Source organism: Devosia nitrariae (assembly GCF_030160115.1).
In the GTDB taxonomy this organism is placed as follows: Bacteria; Pseudomonadota; Alphaproteobacteria; order Rhizobiales; family Devosiaceae; genus Devosia; species Devosia nitrariae.
Genome location: NZ_BSNS01000011.1, coordinates 252,566 through 269,318, shown reverse-complemented (window position 1 = coordinate 269,318; position 16,753 = coordinate 252,566). Strand labels below are relative to the sequence as shown.

Here is a 16,753-nt window from a genome sequence, read left to right as displayed (position 1 = left end):
GACCCGGTACATCACCATTGCAACGTTCTCACCGCGTTGGATGGGCGTCCCAACGACAGCGAAAATTCAGGTACAGGGAGGACTCTATGGTCTGGGAAGAAAACTCCATCATGGCGAGGAGAGGCGTCGCCCGGGGCGAGGCAGGCCTGACGCATGAGCTGACGGAAGACAGACAAGGCGTCTATCACTACGTCTACGGCCCTTACGCCGAACCAGTGCTTCGGATCCGGCCCGGCGACATTGTCGTTGCCGAAACGCGGGATGCGTTCGAGGGCGTGATCAAGACTGCGGACGACAAACCCTCCGAGCTCTTGCACATGCCATTTCTCAACCCGCAATGCGGACCGATCGCGGTCGAGGGCGCCGAGAAGGGCGATGTGCTCTGCGTGCGCATCCACTCGATAAAGCCGCGAGGTCCGCAGCCGGTTGGCACGACGGCCCTTATCAGCGAATTCGGCGGCCTCGTTGGAACGATGCAGACCGCGATGCTGAACCAGCCGTTGCCGGAAATCGTGCGCAAGCTCGAGGTGACGGAGGACGGCATCCGCTTCAGCCCGCGCATCACCCTGCCCTACGAGCCCTTCATCGGCACGCTGGGCGTGTCGCCGGAGATCGAGGCCGTGAGCTCGCTTCAGCCGGACTACTGGGGCGGCAACATGGACCTGCCCGACGTTGGACCGGGAGCGATCCTCTATTTCCCGGTTCATCACAAGGACGCTTACCTCTATCTCGGAGACTGCCACGCAACCCAGGGCGACGGCGAGCTCTGCGGGGTGGCGGTCGAGATCGCGTCGACGACCACCGTGCAGGTCGATCTGATCAAGGGCTGGCAAATCCACTGGCCGCGACTCGAGAACGAGCGGATGATCACGGCGATCGGCAGCGCCCGTCCCTTGGAAGACGCGGCGCGGATAGCTTATCGGGAACTGGTCCGATGGCTGGCCGATTTCGGATTTGAGGAGATCGACGCCTACTTCCTGCTTACGCAGGCCGGAAAGGTGCGCCTCGGAAACATGGTCGATCCGAAATACACGATCGGCGCATCCATCAGTAAGGCCTATCTCTCCCAGAACTAACAGCAGCGGAGTCCGACTGGTACCCGCCCCGGTTCAAACGGCGCTCCAGATCGAGCGCAGCCCGTCGATCCAGTCCGATGAGCACTTGACCGCCCATTTCCACTGGCAATCCGTCGATCAGGTCAAAAATCATCCAGCGGTCATCGGGCGCCAGAACGGCTTCAAACCTAGGAGTTGGTTTACAGGACACAGGCTCCTCCTCAGTCGGATGAAAAAGCAGACAGTGCGGAATAAAGAGCCATGAGAGCCAGCAGAGCCGCCGCGACCCAGCAGATGACCCGATGGCTTCGCCGGGCGACGACGCGGACAGATGGACGCGAAAAGGCGAGTGCCAACAGTGCGTACCAGCCAACGCCCAGTATCCCGGAAATCAGCGCTACCGAGAGTGCCTCGACAAGATCTCGGATCGGCACCGTCAACCCCGTGAACGAGATGGCAAAGAAGGACGCGGTCTGCGGCGCAAGCAAGCTGAGAAGAAGTCCTGCTATAAACAATCCGGCGTGCAGCTTGCGGGGCTCCTCCATAATGGGGTCGTCAGGTGGCGCGGTTCGGGCGATGTGCAGCGCTATCGATGCCAGCGCCACCGCTCCCACGATCTTCACCACCGGAATCGACAGCCATCCGGCAAGGTGCATGGCGCCGAGCGCCATCAGAGTTGCCAGAATAGCCGTCCCCATGCCGACACCCGCGAGGAGCGGAGCCGTTCGGCCGAAGCCGTGGAGGGAAGCAAGGCTTCCCGTTGCGAACGAGATCGGTCCCGGCGTTATCAGCACGACCACATAGGCCATCAGGAACTGAAGCATGGACGCCGAAAGAAGGGGCGAAGCGGACATGGCGACATCCCCCCGGCTAGAGCGGGATGCGATTTGATGGAATCGAATCGCTCGCTCTAGCTCTTTGTTGACGCGGGATTCTTCGCGAAAAACCGGTACCCACTTTTTCGCATCCGCTCTGTTTGTCCGGCAGGCTCGCGAGACGCGCCAAAGCGGGCGTGTCCTCGCGGGGTGCATGGACGGGCGGTACTGCAGTCTCGTCCAGCGCGGCGCGAATTGCGGGCAGGATGGCCCGTGGCGTCTGCGCCACGAGGCACCGACCGAGCGCTTCGGCATGCATGAAGCCAGTCCGTTCAAGGTGTGCGAACAGCTCCAGGAGCGGGTCCCAGAAGCCGCCGAAATTGGCGATCACGACAGGCTTCCGGTCCTGGTCCAGCTTGTGCAGGGTCACGACCTCGGTCAGTTCCTCAATCGTCCCAATCCCACCCGGAAGCGCAATGAAGGCGTCGGAGCGCTCGAACATGATCTTCTTGCGTGTATGCATGTCGGGAACCGCCACGATTTCGTGGGGTACCGACAGTTGCGGGATGCGATGGGCAAGGAAATGGGGGGTGACAGCGGTCACGGGGCCGCCATGCTCGGCCGCCCCTCGGGCTACCGCGTCCATCAGGCCGCTTGCACCGCCTCCATAGACAAGACGGAGGCCCTCGAGCGCGATGGTGCGCCCAAGCTCGGCTGCGGCGGAAACGAAGCGCGGATCGGCTCCCGAACTCGCACCGCAGAACACGCAGACCGTTCCAAAGGGGCGCGGGGGTGGTGGTAACCGTAAGGAAGTTTGGAGAGGCACCCCAAAAAACGAGTCCCCAACGATAGACGCGTCCATTGTATTTCTCCTTGTTTTTACAGCATTTCTTCTGTGTTATTTATTTAATAGAAGCATATCTGCCCGTGACCAAAGCAAGTAGCAGAGGAGAAGCGTTATCGGCATCGCAAGATCATGGAATGGATCGATCATCAGGCCACCGAGCAGGCGCGCGATCTCGATCAGGGCGACGACGATGGCGGGGAAGCGGCTGACGAGAACCGAGACGCGGAAGAGCTCCGGCACGTTGACGCCGAAAAGCCGTGCTCGGTGCGCGCCGAGCTTGAAGGCGCTGCCGAACTTGCCTGCCGCATGGAGCAGGCCCGAGGTCGCGGCTAGGATCGGGTCGGCCACAAGAAGGAGGCTCACTCCGAGCGCTACCGAGCCCATGCCGGACAGGAAATCACCGCGCTGGATCCTCAATGGATTGGGAATCCCGTTCGCCCAGGCGCGGTGGTATTCCTCGCCGCTCCAAAAAAAGATGATTGTCGCAACCGTGAGTGCAGCGGCGCTCCAGCCGCCGGCGAGATATTGCCCTGCTGCCCCGAGTGAGGCGAAGAGACCTGCCTCCCCGCTCAAATCGAGGCGCATCTGCAGCAAGAGGCCCATGCCGAGGCCTATTGCATTGCCGAGATTGTAGTAGCCGCCGGGTCCCGTGAGCCGCGTCGCCAGTCCTTCCGGCAACCTAGGTCTCGACCACCGCGGCTGAACTTCCACTCTTTCGTTCGTGGGCACGGTATTTCCCTCCTCGCCGAACCGTTCAGACGAGACCGCATTCCTCGTGCGGTTCCAGCCTATGGCAGCGCTCAGCGCATGCCCTTCCGGTCACGGAGGCGTGGGAATGGTGTTTGGGGAATGGTGTCCACGCCTTCCGAACGAAACCTATGGCGGGCGGCAGACAGGCACATCGGTGCCGTCACCCATTTTTCGGCGTGCGGTTGCCTGTTTTTCGCGGGCATTCCCTAATTTCCGGGGACTACCTGGCTTTCGCGCCATCCGGCGCATCGAGGGCCGACAATAGCCATGGCTCGCCGCGCAAACGCAGGAGGAGCTCCATCCGGTTGGCGGCGTTGAGCTTGCTCAGCACGGAGGAGACGTGGTGTTCGATCGTGCGCGGCGAGCGCGCCAGAAGTCGCGCGACTTCCTTGTTGCCCATGCCCTCGGCGATCAGCGCGAGGACCTTCTGCTCGTGCCGTGTCAGGCCGAGCGGGTGGCGACGAGCGGCCGCGTAGGGCCCCCGGCGCATCTTGGGCAACTGGACCGCGACGCCCATGCGCTGTGCCGACTTTCGTGCCAGTGCTGCGGCAGGTCGAGCCTCGATTCCGTCGAGGATCGCCACCGCGCGGGCGAGCGCCGCGGCGGCCTCGGCGCCCCTCACCTGCATCAGGCAAAGCGCGGCTTCATACGGAAGCCCGAGATGGATCCACTCCGCGGCGGCCGCCAGCGCATCGCCGGCAAGCTCAGCGGCGCGTGGAGACGGGAGCTGCGCCTTCGGCGCGGATCGCGCCCCCGCCATACCGCATCGCTGCCTCCAGACCGCCAGCTCGCCCAGATCCCACGGCCGGAAACAGCTGGGATCCATGGCGTCCAGGGCCGAAAGCTGCTCCCGGCCGGCCCCGAGATCGTCCATAAGCCAAGCGGCCTCCGTCAACGCCAGACGGACCGGCACGATGCGTTGAGGCTCGCCAGTTGTCAGCCCCTCCTCAAGGGCCCGGTTCAGCAGGTCCACCGCGCCGGCTTCGCCCAGCCGCGTGCGCACCGCGCCGAGCACAGTGAGGGCCGGCAGGTGCATGACCATGGGCAGGCGCTCCTGGTTCATGACACCCTGGGCGACCGTCTCGGCCTCGCGGAAGCGGCCTTGCTCCAGGTGGAACTGCGCTTGCCTGCCAAGCAGGTATTGCGCCGCAGAATCGAGGTCGTGCCGAGCGCAGAATGCGATTCCCTCGGACAGCAGCCGCTCGGCAAGCGCGAAATCCTTGGCGACCAATGCACATTCGGCGAAGTTGGTATAAGCGCGGGCGGCGTCGTCATGGAGCTCGTTTGCGAGCGAAAGCGACAGGCTTTCCTCGAGCCGCTCCCGGCCGCCCGGACGGCCGGCGAACATGAGCGCAGTGCCGACATTGTTGAGCGCGTGGACGCGTGTCGTCTCGATCTCGCCCAGCAGATCGGCCAGCGCAATCGCGCGTTCGCCCCATTCGACGGCCTCGTCGAACCGATAGTGCAGCATGTGCAGTTGAGAGCGCGTACTATAAGCCATCGCCAGCTCCGGACCAGGCGGCAGGCTCTCCACTTCACGCACCGCCTGGTCCGCATAATCTTCCGCCCGTTCCCCCTCGCCGCGGCGCCAATGCAGTCGAGACAGCCAGCGCAGGTTGAGGCCAACCTTGTCGGGACGGCCAAGCTGCCGCCAGATCGCGATGGCCCGGTGCCGAGCGTCGATGATGCCGTCATAGACGAAAAGAGCGAGCCCGGCCTCGTACGCCCAGTCTTCGTAAAGCTGTGCGGCCAGTTCCGGAGGGGCCTGCTCGACATATTCAAGAGCTGTCGCCAGATGTGACGCGGCCTCCCGATGCGCCCCCAAACGGGCCGCTTGCTCGGCGGCCCGCGGCGCAAGTTCAAGCACGCGCTCGCCATTGGCGGCACCATCGGCGTGGTGTACTCGCCGCGAGAGAAGAGCGCTCGCATGCGTCGATGGAACGTCGGACAGTGCTGCCTCGACTTTCGCATGCAGCGAGCGCTGCACCCATGGAGCAAGCCGGTCGAGCGTGGCCTTCCTTGCAAGCTCATGCCGGAATGTCAGCGTGCCCAGGCCGTCGCGTCGCAACAATCCGCGCGCTACACATTGGTCGACAAGGGCTTCGGCTTCGGCGCCCAGAAGAGCGCGGATCAGCCAAGGCTCCACATTGCCCGGCATGATGCTCATAATTTCGAGCAGTTCGCGTTCGCCTGGCGTCAGGCGCGACAGGCGCGCCCAAACGGCGTCGCGGACGGAGGAGGGAATGCGTCCCGGTGCGATGTCGCTGCTCGACAATAGCTCGGTGACGAAGAACGGATTGCCCGCGGTGATGCGATAGAGACCATCGGCTAGCTGGCCCGACTGCTCGGCAAGCGTTGCGACCGCATCGGCAGAGAGGGGCTCCAGCGTGACACGAGTGACGGAAGATGAAGGCAGGTCGCCGATCACCTGGGTCAACGGATGATCGGCATCAATCTCGTCGCTGCGCAGGCTGAGCACCAGCATCGCACGGAGCAGGGAGACGCGACGGCCGAGATACCTCACGAGGTCGAGCGTGGCGTTGTCGGCCCAATGCACGTCCTCGAAGACGAGTACGGTGGTGCCCCTGACGTGTTGGAGCGCGTTCAGGAGCGTCGGGAAGAGCCGCTCGGGGGCGGCCGTCTCGTCGAGCAGCGCGGCCACGCGCTGATCGAGCTCATGAGCCATATCCTGGAGAGGTCCCAGCGGACGCGGCGTGAAAAATGGTTCGCACCAGCCCCAAAGCACCCGGCAATCCGTCCCGGACTGTTCCGAGAAAGCACGAAGGAGCGACGTTTTGCCGATGCCCGCCTCGCCTTCGACCAGTACGGTCCGACCATGCCCGGCCACAGCCTTCCCCGCCGCCGCCAGCAGAGTCTCAACTGGTCCGTCCCGTTCAAGCAGCATGAAACGTCCCGCCCGCAGACTCTCTGAAGGTACACTAGCGGGCTCAGAATACTACAAAGTCGTTCGCGCGGTTGCTGTTTGATGAGTGCGGTTCTTGACGGCCCAGAGTTCTTGCGCTTGAGCGCTGATGGGCCCCGGCGTCGTGCCCGCAACATCGGCGCGACATTGGGCCGACCAAGCGACGTCCAGCCGCGGGCAGCGGAGGCCGCTGGCCTCGTCCTGCCGCTCGGTCACAAGCTGATGCGCTCGCTGGACGTGTGCGGCACTCGCCGGTAGTTTGCCGCCGAGAACAAGGTGGGCAGTGCAGAACCGAAGCGAAGAGACATGAGTAGTTGCTGCAGTCCGCCGGGGCGCGGCGGGACCATCGAGGCCGAGAACCCGCTTCCCCGGCAGGTGACGGCTACGGCCAGTGCCGATACAGCGGATATTCCCGGCGGTGTGGTTCAGACGGGAACGCGCCGACCGATCCACGAGGGGGACGGTGAATCTCCGGTGCGGTCGGCTCGGGTGCAGCCATTCCGCATGGACAAGGCCGCGGTCACCAATGCCCGGTTCGCGCAATTCATCGCCGCCACCGGCTATGTGACCGAGGCCGCGCGCTTCGGCTGGTCCTTCGTCTTCCACGACATGCTACCGGCCGCGATGGCCACGCAAGCGGCGGTCGGCATCGAGTGGTGGCGGCGGGTCGATGGGGCGCAATGGGATCGTCCGGAAGGTCCCGAAAGTGCACTTGACGGACGTGAGGAGCACCCGGTGACCCATGTCACCTGGAACGACGCATCTGCTTTTGCCGTCTGGGCGGGTGGGCGGCTGCCCACCGAAGCGGAATGGGAGCACGCGGCGCGTGGGGGCCTCTCCGACCCTGTCTTTCCCTGGGGCGATCGCGAACCCGACGATACCGGCTTCATGCCCTGCAACATCTGGCAGGGCGAATTTCCGGACCGGAATACCGGTGCGGACGGCTATCGCTGGGTGGCGCCGGCCAGCTCGTTCGAACCCAATGGTTATGGCCTGTTCAACATGTCGGGCAATACCTGGGAATGGACGGCGGACCGCTGGCGGGTGCGTTCCCTTAGCAAGGCCGGCAAGGCCGTGAACGCCGAGGCCACCGCGACCAACCAGCGGCTGATGAAAGGCGGATCGTTCCTGTGCCACCGCAGCTATTGCTATCGCTACCGGATCGCCGCGCGCCATGGCAACACTGCCGATACGTCGACCAGCCATATCGGCTTCCGGGTGGTCTATGAGGCGGTGAACTAATCACGCGCTTTCGCGCACCAGTAGCTGGTGCGGCACCACGAGCCGCGGCGGTTGATCGACTGTTTCACCATCGATGCGCGCCAGGAGCCGTTCTACGGCGAGCTCGGCGATGACGTGACGGTCAGGTGCGATGGTGGTGAGTGAAGGGGTCGAATATTGCCCTTCCTCAATGTTGTCGAAGCCGACCACGGCAATGTCCTCCGGGACACGCAGGCCGTGCTGGTGAATGGCGCGCATCGCCCCCAGCGCCAGCAGATCGTTGAAGCAGAAGACGGCATCGGGCCTCAACCCCGACTCGATGAGGTGGCTCATGGCCGCGGCCCCGTCCTCGCGCTTGAAACGAGCGGTGGGCACGACCAGCGATTCATCGACCGCAAGGCCCAGCGCCTCGTGGGCCTTGCGGAACCCGATCGTGCGAATCTGGGCCGCACTGCCGCCCCAGCGCTGTTCGCCGATGGCGGCCACCCGGCGCCGTCCCTGGCGGAGCAGGTGGCCGGTGGCTTCGGCAGCCGCGGCAACGTTGTCGATTGAAACATGGTCGAAGGCCGGATCGAACAGGCGCGGCCCCAAGAGGACGAAAGGCACGTCGAGGATCGCGCGCAGCTCGTCGCCGGTGACGCGGGAGGGGCTGAGCAGCACACCATCGAAGAGGCGGGAGGCTGAACTGCGGACGAGGAACTCCTTCTCCTGCTCGATGTCGCCGCCGGTATGGTCGATCAGTACGGCATAGCCGCGGCTGCGGGCCGCCTCGATGATCGATTGGCCCAGTTCGCCGAAATAGGGAGAGCCGATTTCCGGCACCACCAGGGCGATGACCCTGGAGCGCCCCGAGCGCAGGTTGCGCGCGAGGAGGTTGGGGCGATAGTCAAGGCGATCGCAGGCTTCCTGCACGCGCCGGCGTGTGTCCTCGGAGACATGGACATAGCCGTGGACGACGTTGGAGACGGTGCGCGCCGATACGCCGGCCGCCAGGGCCACATCCTTCACCGTCGCCGCCTTCATCCGAATATGCTCCGACCTCGTCACGAAGCGTTCATGACATAAAAACGCTCTTCTGCCTATTGCCACGTTGAAAAAGCTATGTCTTGATTGTTTCAACGTTGAAAACGCCGAAGTGCCGTTCGAAACAGGTGCAGGCGAGGGAGGAGCGTACGTGGCAGCAGTTGATTTGCGCGGCCTGTCCAAAGCCTTCGGGTTGGTCAAGGTCCTGCACGATGTTTCCGTCGACATCGGCGATGGCGAATTTGCCGTCCTGCTGGGTCCTTCAGGCTGCGGCAAGACCACTTTGCTGCGCCTCATTGCTGGGCTCGAAACGCTCAGCGACGGGGAAATCCGCATCGGCGACGAGCGCATCGATCAGTTGCAACCCGGCCAGCGGGGGATCGCCATGGTGTTCCAGTCCTACGCGCTCTACCCGCACATGAGCGTGCGGGCCAATTTGGCGTACGGGCTCAAGAACATCGGCACGCCGGCCAATGTGATCGCCCAGCGGATCGACCAGGCCGCGACCATTCTCGAAATCGAGCAATTGCTGGACCGCAAGCCGCACCAGCTCTCCGGCGGCCAGCGGCAGCGTGTCGCCATCGGTCGGGCGATCACCAAGTCACCCAAGGTGTTCCTGTTCGACGAGCCGCTGTCCAACCTCGATGCGGCGCTGAGGGCGCGCACCCGCGTCGAGATCAGCAAGCTGCATCAGCAGCTCGGCGCCACCATGATCTTCGTCACCCACGACCAGGTCGAAGCCATGACCATGGCCTCCAAGATCGTCGTGATGAATGCGGGCCGGGTGGAGCAGGTCGGCCCGCCGCTCGAAGTGTACCGGCACCCTGCCACCCGCTTCGTTGCCGCCTTCATCGGCACGCCGCAGATGAACTTCGTGCCGGTGAACCAAACCAGCGAAAACGGAGGCTGGCTGCAGGCGACGCTCAAAGATGGCGCGCGCCTCGACACGCGCATTGCGACCAGTGCCGGCCACGCGAGCCCGGTCGAGCTTGGATTTCGGCCTGACGAAGTCGCCGTCGATCCCGACGGCGCGCTCAAGATCGAGGTCGAGGTGGTGGAGCGGCTGGGCGACCGGACGCTGGTTTATGCGCATCTTTCGGATGGCACGCCTATCATCTACCAGGATCATAGCGACAGCCAGGTGCAGCGCGGCGACCGCGTTGGGCTGCGGCCCCATCTCCACAAGCTGATCGGCTTCGATGGCTCCGGAAAGGCACTGCATCCGGAGTTGGCCGCATGACGACGTTGGTTGGCGTTGACGCCGCAAGGGGCAGACGTGCGGCGAGGGCAGGCTGGTGGTCGCGTTGGGCGGGCCTGGCGTTCGTGGCACCATTCCTGGTACTCTACCTCTGGCTGATGATCTACCCGCTGGTTTCCGGCGTGATCATGAGCTTTCAATACAAGGACCTGCTCAGCGGCACCTCCGAGTTCGTCGGGTTCTGGAACTACGAAGATCTATCGATCGACCCGATATTCATTGGTTCGATCTTCAACACCCTGCGTTTCGTGATCCTTACCGTGCCGGCGTTCGTCGTGCTGGGCCTCCTCATCGCGCTGGCTCTCAACAGGCCTACCCGCGGCGCGGCTATCATGCGGACCCTGTTCTTCGGGCCGCACGTGCTCTCGGTCACCGTCGTCACGCTCATCTGGAAGACCGTCTACCTGCCCAATGTCGGCATGATCGATGCCGGCAGCACGGCGCTTGGCCTCGGACCTCTCTCAATCCTGCTCAACCCGGACTGGGCCCTGGCGGCCGTCGCGCTGGTGACGGTCTGGTGGTCCATAGGCCTGCCCATGATGCTGTTCCTCGCGGCACTGCAGCAGGTGCCGCAGGACATCTACGAGGCGGCACGGCTGGATTCCGCCAGTCCGCTGCGCATTCTCTGGACCATCACCATCCCCTCGATCAGCAAGATGATCGTGCTGGTCGCGGTGATCGAAGTGGTGCTGCAGTTCCAGGTCTTCGGGCAGGTGAACCTGCTCACCGGCGGCGGCCCGAACAACACCACCCGATCCATGGTGATGTTCATCTACCAGGCCGGATTCCAGCAGTGGCAAGCAGGATATGCCGCGGCGGCGTCACAGATCCTGTTCGCCATCATGCTGGTGGCCGCGGGACTGCAGTTCTGGGTCAGCCGGAAACCAGCGGAGAGCTGAGATGGCGAAACTCGATCCCCAGGAACCCGTCTTCAGCCGGCTCAGCTACTGGCTGGTGATCGCGTTGTCGCTGTGCTGGCTCATCCCCTTGTTCTGGGTGCTGGGCCTGTCGTTCAAGCCCAATGAAGAGCTGTCCTACGGCCTCGGCACGGTTTTCCGCGCCCCTTACACGCTGGACAACTATTCGGACCTGATCCGTTCCAGCCAGCTGGGCCGGTGGATCCTCAACAGCGTCGTGGTTTCGATCATCCAGACGGTCCTGGTGCTGATCATCTGCTCCATCGCCGGTTACGGCTTTGCCCGTCTCGAATTCCCCGGGCGGCGGGCGCTCTTCGTTTTCGTGCTCATCGGCCTCGCCATCCCGCGCCAGGCCATCATCATTCCGCTCCATGCCATGTTCGTCGATCTCGACCTGCACAATACCTACACAGGACTGATCCTGCCGCATCTGGGAACGCCTTTCGGCGTCTTCCTGATGGCATCCTATTTCCGGGCGCTGCCGCGCGAGCTCGAAGAGGCAGCGGCGCTCGACAATGCTTCGCGCTGGAAGATCTTCCTGACGATCGCACTGCCTTTGTCGGTGCCGGCCCAGATCACGCTGGCGATCTTCACCTTCCTCGATGCGTGGAACGATTACCTGTGGCCGCTGATCTCGGCGACCCGCCCGGAAATGTACACGCTGACCATCGGGCTGGCGGCGACGCAGACCAATTTCGATCAGTCCGAGGGCATCGGCTACCTCATGGCCCAGGCCGTATTCGCAGGCCTGCCCATGCTGATCCTCTATCTCATCTTCCAGAAATACGTCCTGCGCGCCGTGGCCGGCGCGGGCGGTCGATAGCAAGAGGCCACCGGGAAAGGGTCAAGGAGGAGAACCGCCCATGAGATTGAACAAGACTTCCACCGCGCTGGCCGCTGCTGCATTGGTGGCAGCGCTATGCGCACAGGCGGCCGTGGCGCAGACGGAAATCCGCTTCGCGCGCTTCTTTGGCTCATGCGAAGCCGACTTTGCCACCGTCACCGATCCCAGCAGGGCGACCAATGAGTGTGGCGTCATCACCGCACTGACCAACCAGTTCAACCAGGAGAACCCCGACATCAAAGTGGTGACCGAGATCGTCGAGTGGCAGCCCTACTATGAGCAGTTGGCGGGGCGCCTTGCCGCGGGCGACGTACCGGACGTCTCAGTGATGCATGCAGATGTCCTCGGTGAGTTCGCGCGCCGGGGCCTGCTGCTGCCATTGAGCGAGGATTTTCCAGAGGTCGGCATCGACACCAGCGATTTCGTCGCCAGCGGGCGCGAGAATGTCGAGGTCGATGGCGAAATCTATGGGCTGCCGCAGGACTTTATCAGCTGGCTCTGGCACACCAACAAGGCTCTGTTTGCCGAGGCCGAGATGCTCGATGCCGAGGGCAATCCGGTAATGCCGACAAGCGTCGAGGAGCTGTTCGAACAGGCGGCCGCCTTCAAGGAAAGGACCGGCAAGCCCTATCTTGCCCTGCCGGTCGACGCCGGCTCCATCGCTCGCACCTTCTATACGCTGGTATGGCAGCAGGGCGGTGATTTCTTCCCGCAGGACACCAGGCAGATTGCACTGCAGACGCCGGAAGCCGTCGAAGCCTTGACCGTACTCAAGCGGCTCGTGGACGAGGGCCTGGCCACCGCCTACACCGATGGGAGCGTCGGCAATTCGGAGTTCCAGCAGGGCGGGACCGGCGTAGTGACGCAGGGTACCTGGATGATCGCGCCCTTCGTTGCCGCTGCCGACAATGCCGAAATGGCGCTCGCCGACTACGGCGTCTATCCCCTGCCCCAGCTCTATGCGGACAATGCGCAGTTCTCGGCCGGCCACACCTGGGTGATGCTGAAGAGCGACCGGCGCACCGAAGAACAGCGCCAGGGGGCGCTCCAGTTCATGAAGTTCCTCTATGACCACAATGGCGACTGGGCCCGTGCGGGGCATCTTCCCTCGCGCCAGAGCGTGCTCGACAGCGCTGAATTCCAGGAACTGCCCCACCGCGCCAGCATCATGTCGATCCCGGGTAATGCCCGGCATCACCCGAACACCATCAACCAGCAGCGGGTCATGTTCTTCACCATCGGCGAGGAACTGAGCGCGGCGGTGCTGGGCCAGAAAGGCATCGAGCAGGCCCTGGCGGACGCCGAAAACCGCGTGAACGCCGTACTGCGGCGCGCACGCTGATCCTCCCCAAGCTCCGCCGCCCCCTGCGGCGGAGCGCTTCTTCGTTCCAGTTCAGGTAGTGACGCCGATGACCAAGCGGCCGAATATTCTCTATGTGTTTGCTGATCAGCTTCGTTACGACGCGCTGGGGTGCACCGGCAGCACCAAGGCCCAAACCCCCAATATCGACCGGTTTGCACGCGAGGCGGCGTCCTTCAGCAATGCCGTGGTCAATACGCCCGTCTGCACCGCCTATCGCGCCTCGCTGCTGACCGGCAAGCACACCACGAGCCACGGCATGGTGATCAACGAACTGCGCATGAACCCTAACCAGCGGTGCCTCGGGCACATGCTGACCGATGCCGGCTACAATACGGCCTATATCGGCAAGTGGCATCTTTATGCGAACGAACTGGGTTCGCATTACGAACCGCGCAATTCCTTCGTTCCGCGTGGCCCGCACCGGCTGGGCTTTGACGGCGAGTGGAAGGCATTCAACTTCCACCACGAGAACTTCAGCCCGCCGGCCTACTACCACGAGGAAACGCCGGACAAGATCGAACACCCGGGAGAATACGAGCCGACGGTGCAGACGGATCAGGCCATCGATTTTGTGCGCCGCGCCGCACGCGATCCAGATGGCCGGCCCTTCTCGCTGGTCCTTTCATACGGTCCGCCGCACGACCCGTGGGGGCCGGACAACGTGCCCGAACGCTTCTGGCGCATGTTCAGCGACGTCGACTTCCCCAACCCGCCCAACTATCGCGACACCGACGACGCACCTTACCGAGACAGGTGGGCGAGCCTCTCGGATGCCGAACGTGCGGAGCTTGCAAGCTGGCGCCGCGGTTATCATGCCCAGGTGGCCAGTCTCGATGCGGAGTTCGGGCGGCTCATGGCGGCCCTCGAAGGATCGGGCGAAGCGGAAAACACCATAGTGGTCTTCACCTCGGACCATGGCGAGATGTTCGGCGCGCAGGGCCGCAGGGCAAAGCTGATATTCTACGAGGAGGCGGCCCGGGTTCCATACTTCATGCGCTGGTCGGGCCAGATACCTGCGGGCAGCAGGCCCGATGTGTGCCTGAGTACCGTGGACATCCTGCCAACGCTTGCGGGCCTTGCGGGCCTGCCGGTAGCCGACGACGTGGAAGGGATGGACCTCAGCCATTGGGCGCGCGGTGAGACTGGACCGGAGCCTGAAGTCGCGCTGATGCAGGGATGTGGTGCCACCGCCAGGTGGCAAGACGGCCATGAATGGCGGGCCGTCCGCGACAAGCGCTATACCTATGGCGTGTTCCGGGTCGACGGAAAGGAACTGCTCTTCGACCGCCTCATCGATCCCTACCAGCAGACGAACCTCGCCGCGGACCCTGCCCTTGCCGGAGAGAAGATCCGGCTCAAGGCGGCCATGGAACGGTGGATGGCCCGCATCAACGACAGCTTCGAAGCCTCGAGCTGGTACCGCGACCACTGGACGGACGGCGACCGACGCATCCTGCGATCGGCTACGGCGGAGTTCGGGCCGCAGGCGGACTGATATTTATTGAGAGCAGAAGGGAGGGGGCCGTCTGGTAAGCGGTACCTATCGAGCCCTGTCGTTGACGGCCAAGTGGTCCGGAATTTTGGTCCGATACATCACCCGGTTCAAACGCTGCTCAAGGTGGAAGGCGGTCTGGCGGTCGAGGCCAATAAGTATGTGACCGTCCATTACCGCTGGCCATCCATAGGCCAGGTCGAAAACCATCCAGTTGTCGTGGGGCGCCAGGATGGCTTCGAACCTGGGAGTTGGCTGGCAAGACACGGGGTCCCTCCTCAGTCGAACGCAAGGGCGGAAAAGGCGGAAAAGAGAGCCATGAGAGCCAGCAAGGCGGCGGCCACCCAGCAAACGGCCCGGTGGCTCCGCCTGGCGGCTTGGCGGACGGAGGAACGCGAAAGAGCGAGTGCCAGAAGCCCGTACCAGCCAACGCTCAGCATCCCGGAAATCACGGCCACCGAGAGCGCCTCGACAAGATCCCGGATGGGCAAGGTCAATCCCATGAACGAGATGGCAAAGAAGGACGCTGTCTGCGGCGCAAGCAAGCTGAGAAGAAGTCCCGCCATGAAGAGGCCCGCCTGCAGCTTGTCGGGCTCTTCCACAATGGCGTCGGCCGGCGGCGCCGTTCGCGCGATGCGCAGCGCTATCGCGCCCAGCGCCGCCGCCCCCACGATCTTGACCAAGGGAATCGGCAGCCATCCGGCAAGATTCATGGCGCCGATCGCCATCAGCGCCGCCAGAATGGCCGTGCCCATGCCGACACCGGCAAGGAGCGGAGCGGTTCGGCCGAAGCCGTTGAGGAACGCAACGCTTCCGGTTGCGAACGAGATCGGTCCCGGTGTCATCAGCACCACCATATAGGCCACCAGAAACTGGAGCATCGAGGTCGAGAGGAGAGCGGTGTCGGACATGGCGGCGCCTCCCGGTTCCAGATCACGTCAAACCTTGAGGTCTGCGGGAACCGCCCGTGTGGGCGCCGTTTGCGGTTGGGCCCTCGCTCGCAACGGCCATCGAGACCCCGCTAGCGCTGGCGCGTACACGCGTACGCGCCAGCGCAGCACCAACCATGTCGGCGGCAACGGCATAGTTGGTGTCTCTGAATGCGTAAGGGAGCTGGAGATTGGGCCGCAGCGCGGTGTCCGGCGCCATGGGATCGAGCGGCAGGCGTACCAGCTCGGTCTGGTCGACACGTCCGGCGGCAACATGCCTGCGGTCTGGTGCCGGCGCGGAATCGGCGAAGGCTGCACGAGTCAAGATGTTGGCTGACATTGGCCCACTCCGTTGGTGAGAACCGGCTCCTCCCAGTAGGAGGCGCACCGGGGTCACGGTCGGCGCACCTCCGCCGGGAGGAGCCGGCACCTGACGCGGGTCCCCGTGAAGCGAGCGTGAAGAACCCGGCGGCCGGCGCGGCAGCCGCATATCACGCTCCTCTCACGTCACCAGGCAGAAGGTTCGGATTCCAATAAGAGAGAGAGCGCATCAAATGAGCACAGTCCCCAGGACCTATCTGTTCGACCTGCCGGCAGCGGGACGGCCGGAGACGTTTCGCCTCACTGAAGAATGGTATCCCGGCGTCCGCGACTATTGGGCCGAAGCGTCCACCAGCCGTATCGTCGACCCAATCCTGGGCGTCCGGGCGATCGTCATCCACGCAACCCCCAGTGCAAGCTCTGCTGGTGCCATGTCGGCCCTAAAGGGGCACAGGGCCAGTTGGCACTGGCTGGTGCCGGACGAGACCGAGGACGAGCACGGCAGGTTCGCCTGGGCCTGCATTCCCGAGGCCCGCGCCGCCTGGCACGTGCGCAATGACAAGTCCAATCCCACCGTCAACGCGGGCAAGACGCGGGTCAACCACTGGAGCCTCGGCGTCGAGATCGTCAACACCCGGGCCAATGGTTCGACCAATCCGTTCTCGGACTGGCAGGTGCAGATGACCGCCGATATCGTGCGCTACTGCTGGGCGAAATACCCCAATCTCAAGCACGTGGTCGCGCATGCGGCGCTCGATCCCCTTCTGCGTACCGATCCCGGCTCTCACTTCCCGTGGCAGACCTTCAGGGAACTGGTCCTGTCCTCCGGCGGCAATGAGCTGGCAATGCCCAAGCACGAGAAGGTCGTGCCGATGGGCCTGCTGCCCACTTCCTCGAGCGATATCTGCTGGCAGGACGGGATGCGGTTGGTCGCAAAGAGTGCTGCAACGGCGCATCAGCACCGGCGCCGCTTGCACGGGAGGGCAAAATGAGGC

At 63.9% G+C, this 16,753-nt stretch carries 15 protein-coding genes; 8 read left to right on the top strand and 7 right to left on the bottom strand.

Annotation, left to right across the window (positions count from 1 at the left end; genetic code table 11):
- Positions 1 to 86 precede the first annotated feature (86 nt).
- Positions 87 to 1,076 carry an acetamidase/formamidase family protein gene (locus QQK18_RS11815; protein ID WP_284340543.1) on the top strand — a complete coding sequence of 330 codons (990 nt, stop codon included), beginning with the start codon at positions 87 to 89 and terminating at the stop codon, positions 1,074 to 1,076.
- 200 nt (positions 1,077 to 1,276) lie between these two features.
- Here QQK18_RS11815 and QQK18_RS11810 read toward each other — a convergent pair whose 3' ends face one another.
- The 4 genes from QQK18_RS11810 to QQK18_RS11795 form a co-directional block, all read right to left on the bottom strand.
- Positions 1,277 to 1,909, bottom strand: a complete 633-nt coding sequence (locus QQK18_RS11810) for a LysE family translocator (protein ID WP_284340542.1) — start codon at positions 1,907 to 1,909, stop codon at positions 1,277 to 1,279.
- A gap of 16 nt (positions 1,910 to 1,925) precedes the next feature.
- On the bottom strand, positions 1,926 to 2,732 hold the full coding sequence (locus QQK18_RS11805; RefSeq protein ID WP_284340541.1) for an LOG family protein: 807 nt from the start codon (positions 2,730 to 2,732) through the stop codon (positions 1,926 to 1,928).
- Positions 2,733 to 2,768: 36 nt separating this feature from the next.
- Positions 2,769 to 3,395 (bottom strand): hypothetical protein, encoded by a 627-nt coding sequence (locus QQK18_RS11800; RefSeq protein ID WP_284340540.1) that lies wholly within the window; start codon positions 3,393 to 3,395, stop codon positions 2,769 to 2,771.
- 292 nt (positions 3,396 to 3,687) lie between these two features.
- The gene (locus QQK18_RS11795; protein WP_284340539.1) at positions 3,688 to 6,372 is read right to left on the bottom strand and encodes an ATP-binding protein; all 2,685 of its coding nucleotides are present in this window, start codon (positions 6,370 to 6,372) and stop codon (positions 3,688 to 3,690) included.
- Between the two features lie 324 nt (positions 6,373 to 6,696).
- Between QQK18_RS11795 and QQK18_RS11790 the strand changes: the two genes are divergently transcribed.
- Positions 6,697 to 7,632, top strand: coding sequence for a formylglycine-generating enzyme family protein (locus tag QQK18_RS11790; RefSeq protein WP_284340538.1), 936 nt, complete (start codon positions 6,697 to 6,699; stop codon positions 7,630 to 7,632).
- Here QQK18_RS11790 and QQK18_RS11785 read toward each other — a convergent pair whose 3' ends face one another.
- On the bottom strand, positions 7,633 to 8,634 hold the full coding sequence (locus QQK18_RS11785) for a LacI family DNA-binding transcriptional regulator (protein WP_284340537.1): 1,002 nt from the start codon (positions 8,632 to 8,634) through the stop codon (positions 7,633 to 7,635).
- A gap of 151 nt (positions 8,635 to 8,785) precedes the next feature.
- Between QQK18_RS11785 and QQK18_RS11780 the strand changes: the two genes are divergently transcribed.
- The 5 genes from QQK18_RS11780 to QQK18_RS11760 all read left to right on the top strand — a co-directional run bounded on the left by QQK18_RS11780 (position 8,786) and on the right by QQK18_RS11760 (position 14,511).
- A complete protein-coding gene (locus tag QQK18_RS11780; RefSeq protein ID WP_284340536.1) occupies positions 8,786 to 9,874 on the top strand; it encodes an ABC transporter ATP-binding protein in 1,089 nt (362 codons plus the stop codon).
- The gene (locus QQK18_RS11775; RefSeq protein WP_284340535.1) at positions 9,871 to 10,791 is read left to right on the top strand and encodes a carbohydrate ABC transporter permease; all 921 of its coding nucleotides are present in this window, start codon (positions 9,871 to 9,873) and stop codon (positions 10,789 to 10,791) included. Before QQK18_RS11780 ends, QQK18_RS11775 begins: the two co-directional genes overlap by 4 nt.
- A gap of 1 nt (position 10,792) precedes the next feature.
- Positions 10,793 to 11,632 (top strand): carbohydrate ABC transporter permease, encoded by an 840-nt coding sequence (locus tag QQK18_RS11770; RefSeq protein ID WP_284340534.1) that lies wholly within the window; start codon positions 10,793 to 10,795, stop codon positions 11,630 to 11,632.
- 40 nt (positions 11,633 to 11,672) lie between these two features.
- A complete protein-coding gene (locus tag QQK18_RS11765) occupies positions 11,673 to 12,995 on the top strand; it encodes an extracellular solute-binding protein (protein ID WP_284340533.1) in 1,323 nt (440 codons plus the stop codon).
- Between the two features lie 67 nt (positions 12,996 to 13,062).
- A complete protein-coding gene (locus QQK18_RS11760) occupies positions 13,063 to 14,511 on the top strand; it encodes a sulfatase family protein (protein WP_284340532.1) in 1,449 nt (482 codons plus the stop codon).
- Positions 14,512 to 14,786: 275 nt separating this feature from the next.
- Here the strand turns inward: QQK18_RS11760 and QQK18_RS11755 are convergent, their stop codons facing one another.
- On the bottom strand, positions 14,787 to 15,419 hold the full coding sequence (locus QQK18_RS11755; RefSeq protein ID WP_284340531.1) for a LysE family transporter: 633 nt from the start codon (positions 15,417 to 15,419) through the stop codon (positions 14,787 to 14,789).
- Positions 15,420 to 15,441: 22 nt separating this feature from the next.
- Positions 15,442 to 15,777, bottom strand: coding sequence for a hypothetical protein (locus QQK18_RS11750; RefSeq protein ID WP_284340530.1), 336 nt, complete (start codon positions 15,775 to 15,777; stop codon positions 15,442 to 15,444).
- A gap of 214 nt (positions 15,778 to 15,991) precedes the next feature.
- Here QQK18_RS11750 and QQK18_RS11745 point away from each other — a divergent pair, with 214 nt between their 5' ends.
- Positions 15,992 to 16,750: an N-acetylmuramoyl-L-alanine amidase gene (locus tag QQK18_RS11745; RefSeq protein WP_284340529.1), complete on the top strand. Its 759-nt coding sequence runs from the start codon at positions 15,992 to 15,994 to the stop codon at positions 16,748 to 16,750.
- Positions 16,751 to 16,753: the final 3 nt, after the last annotated feature.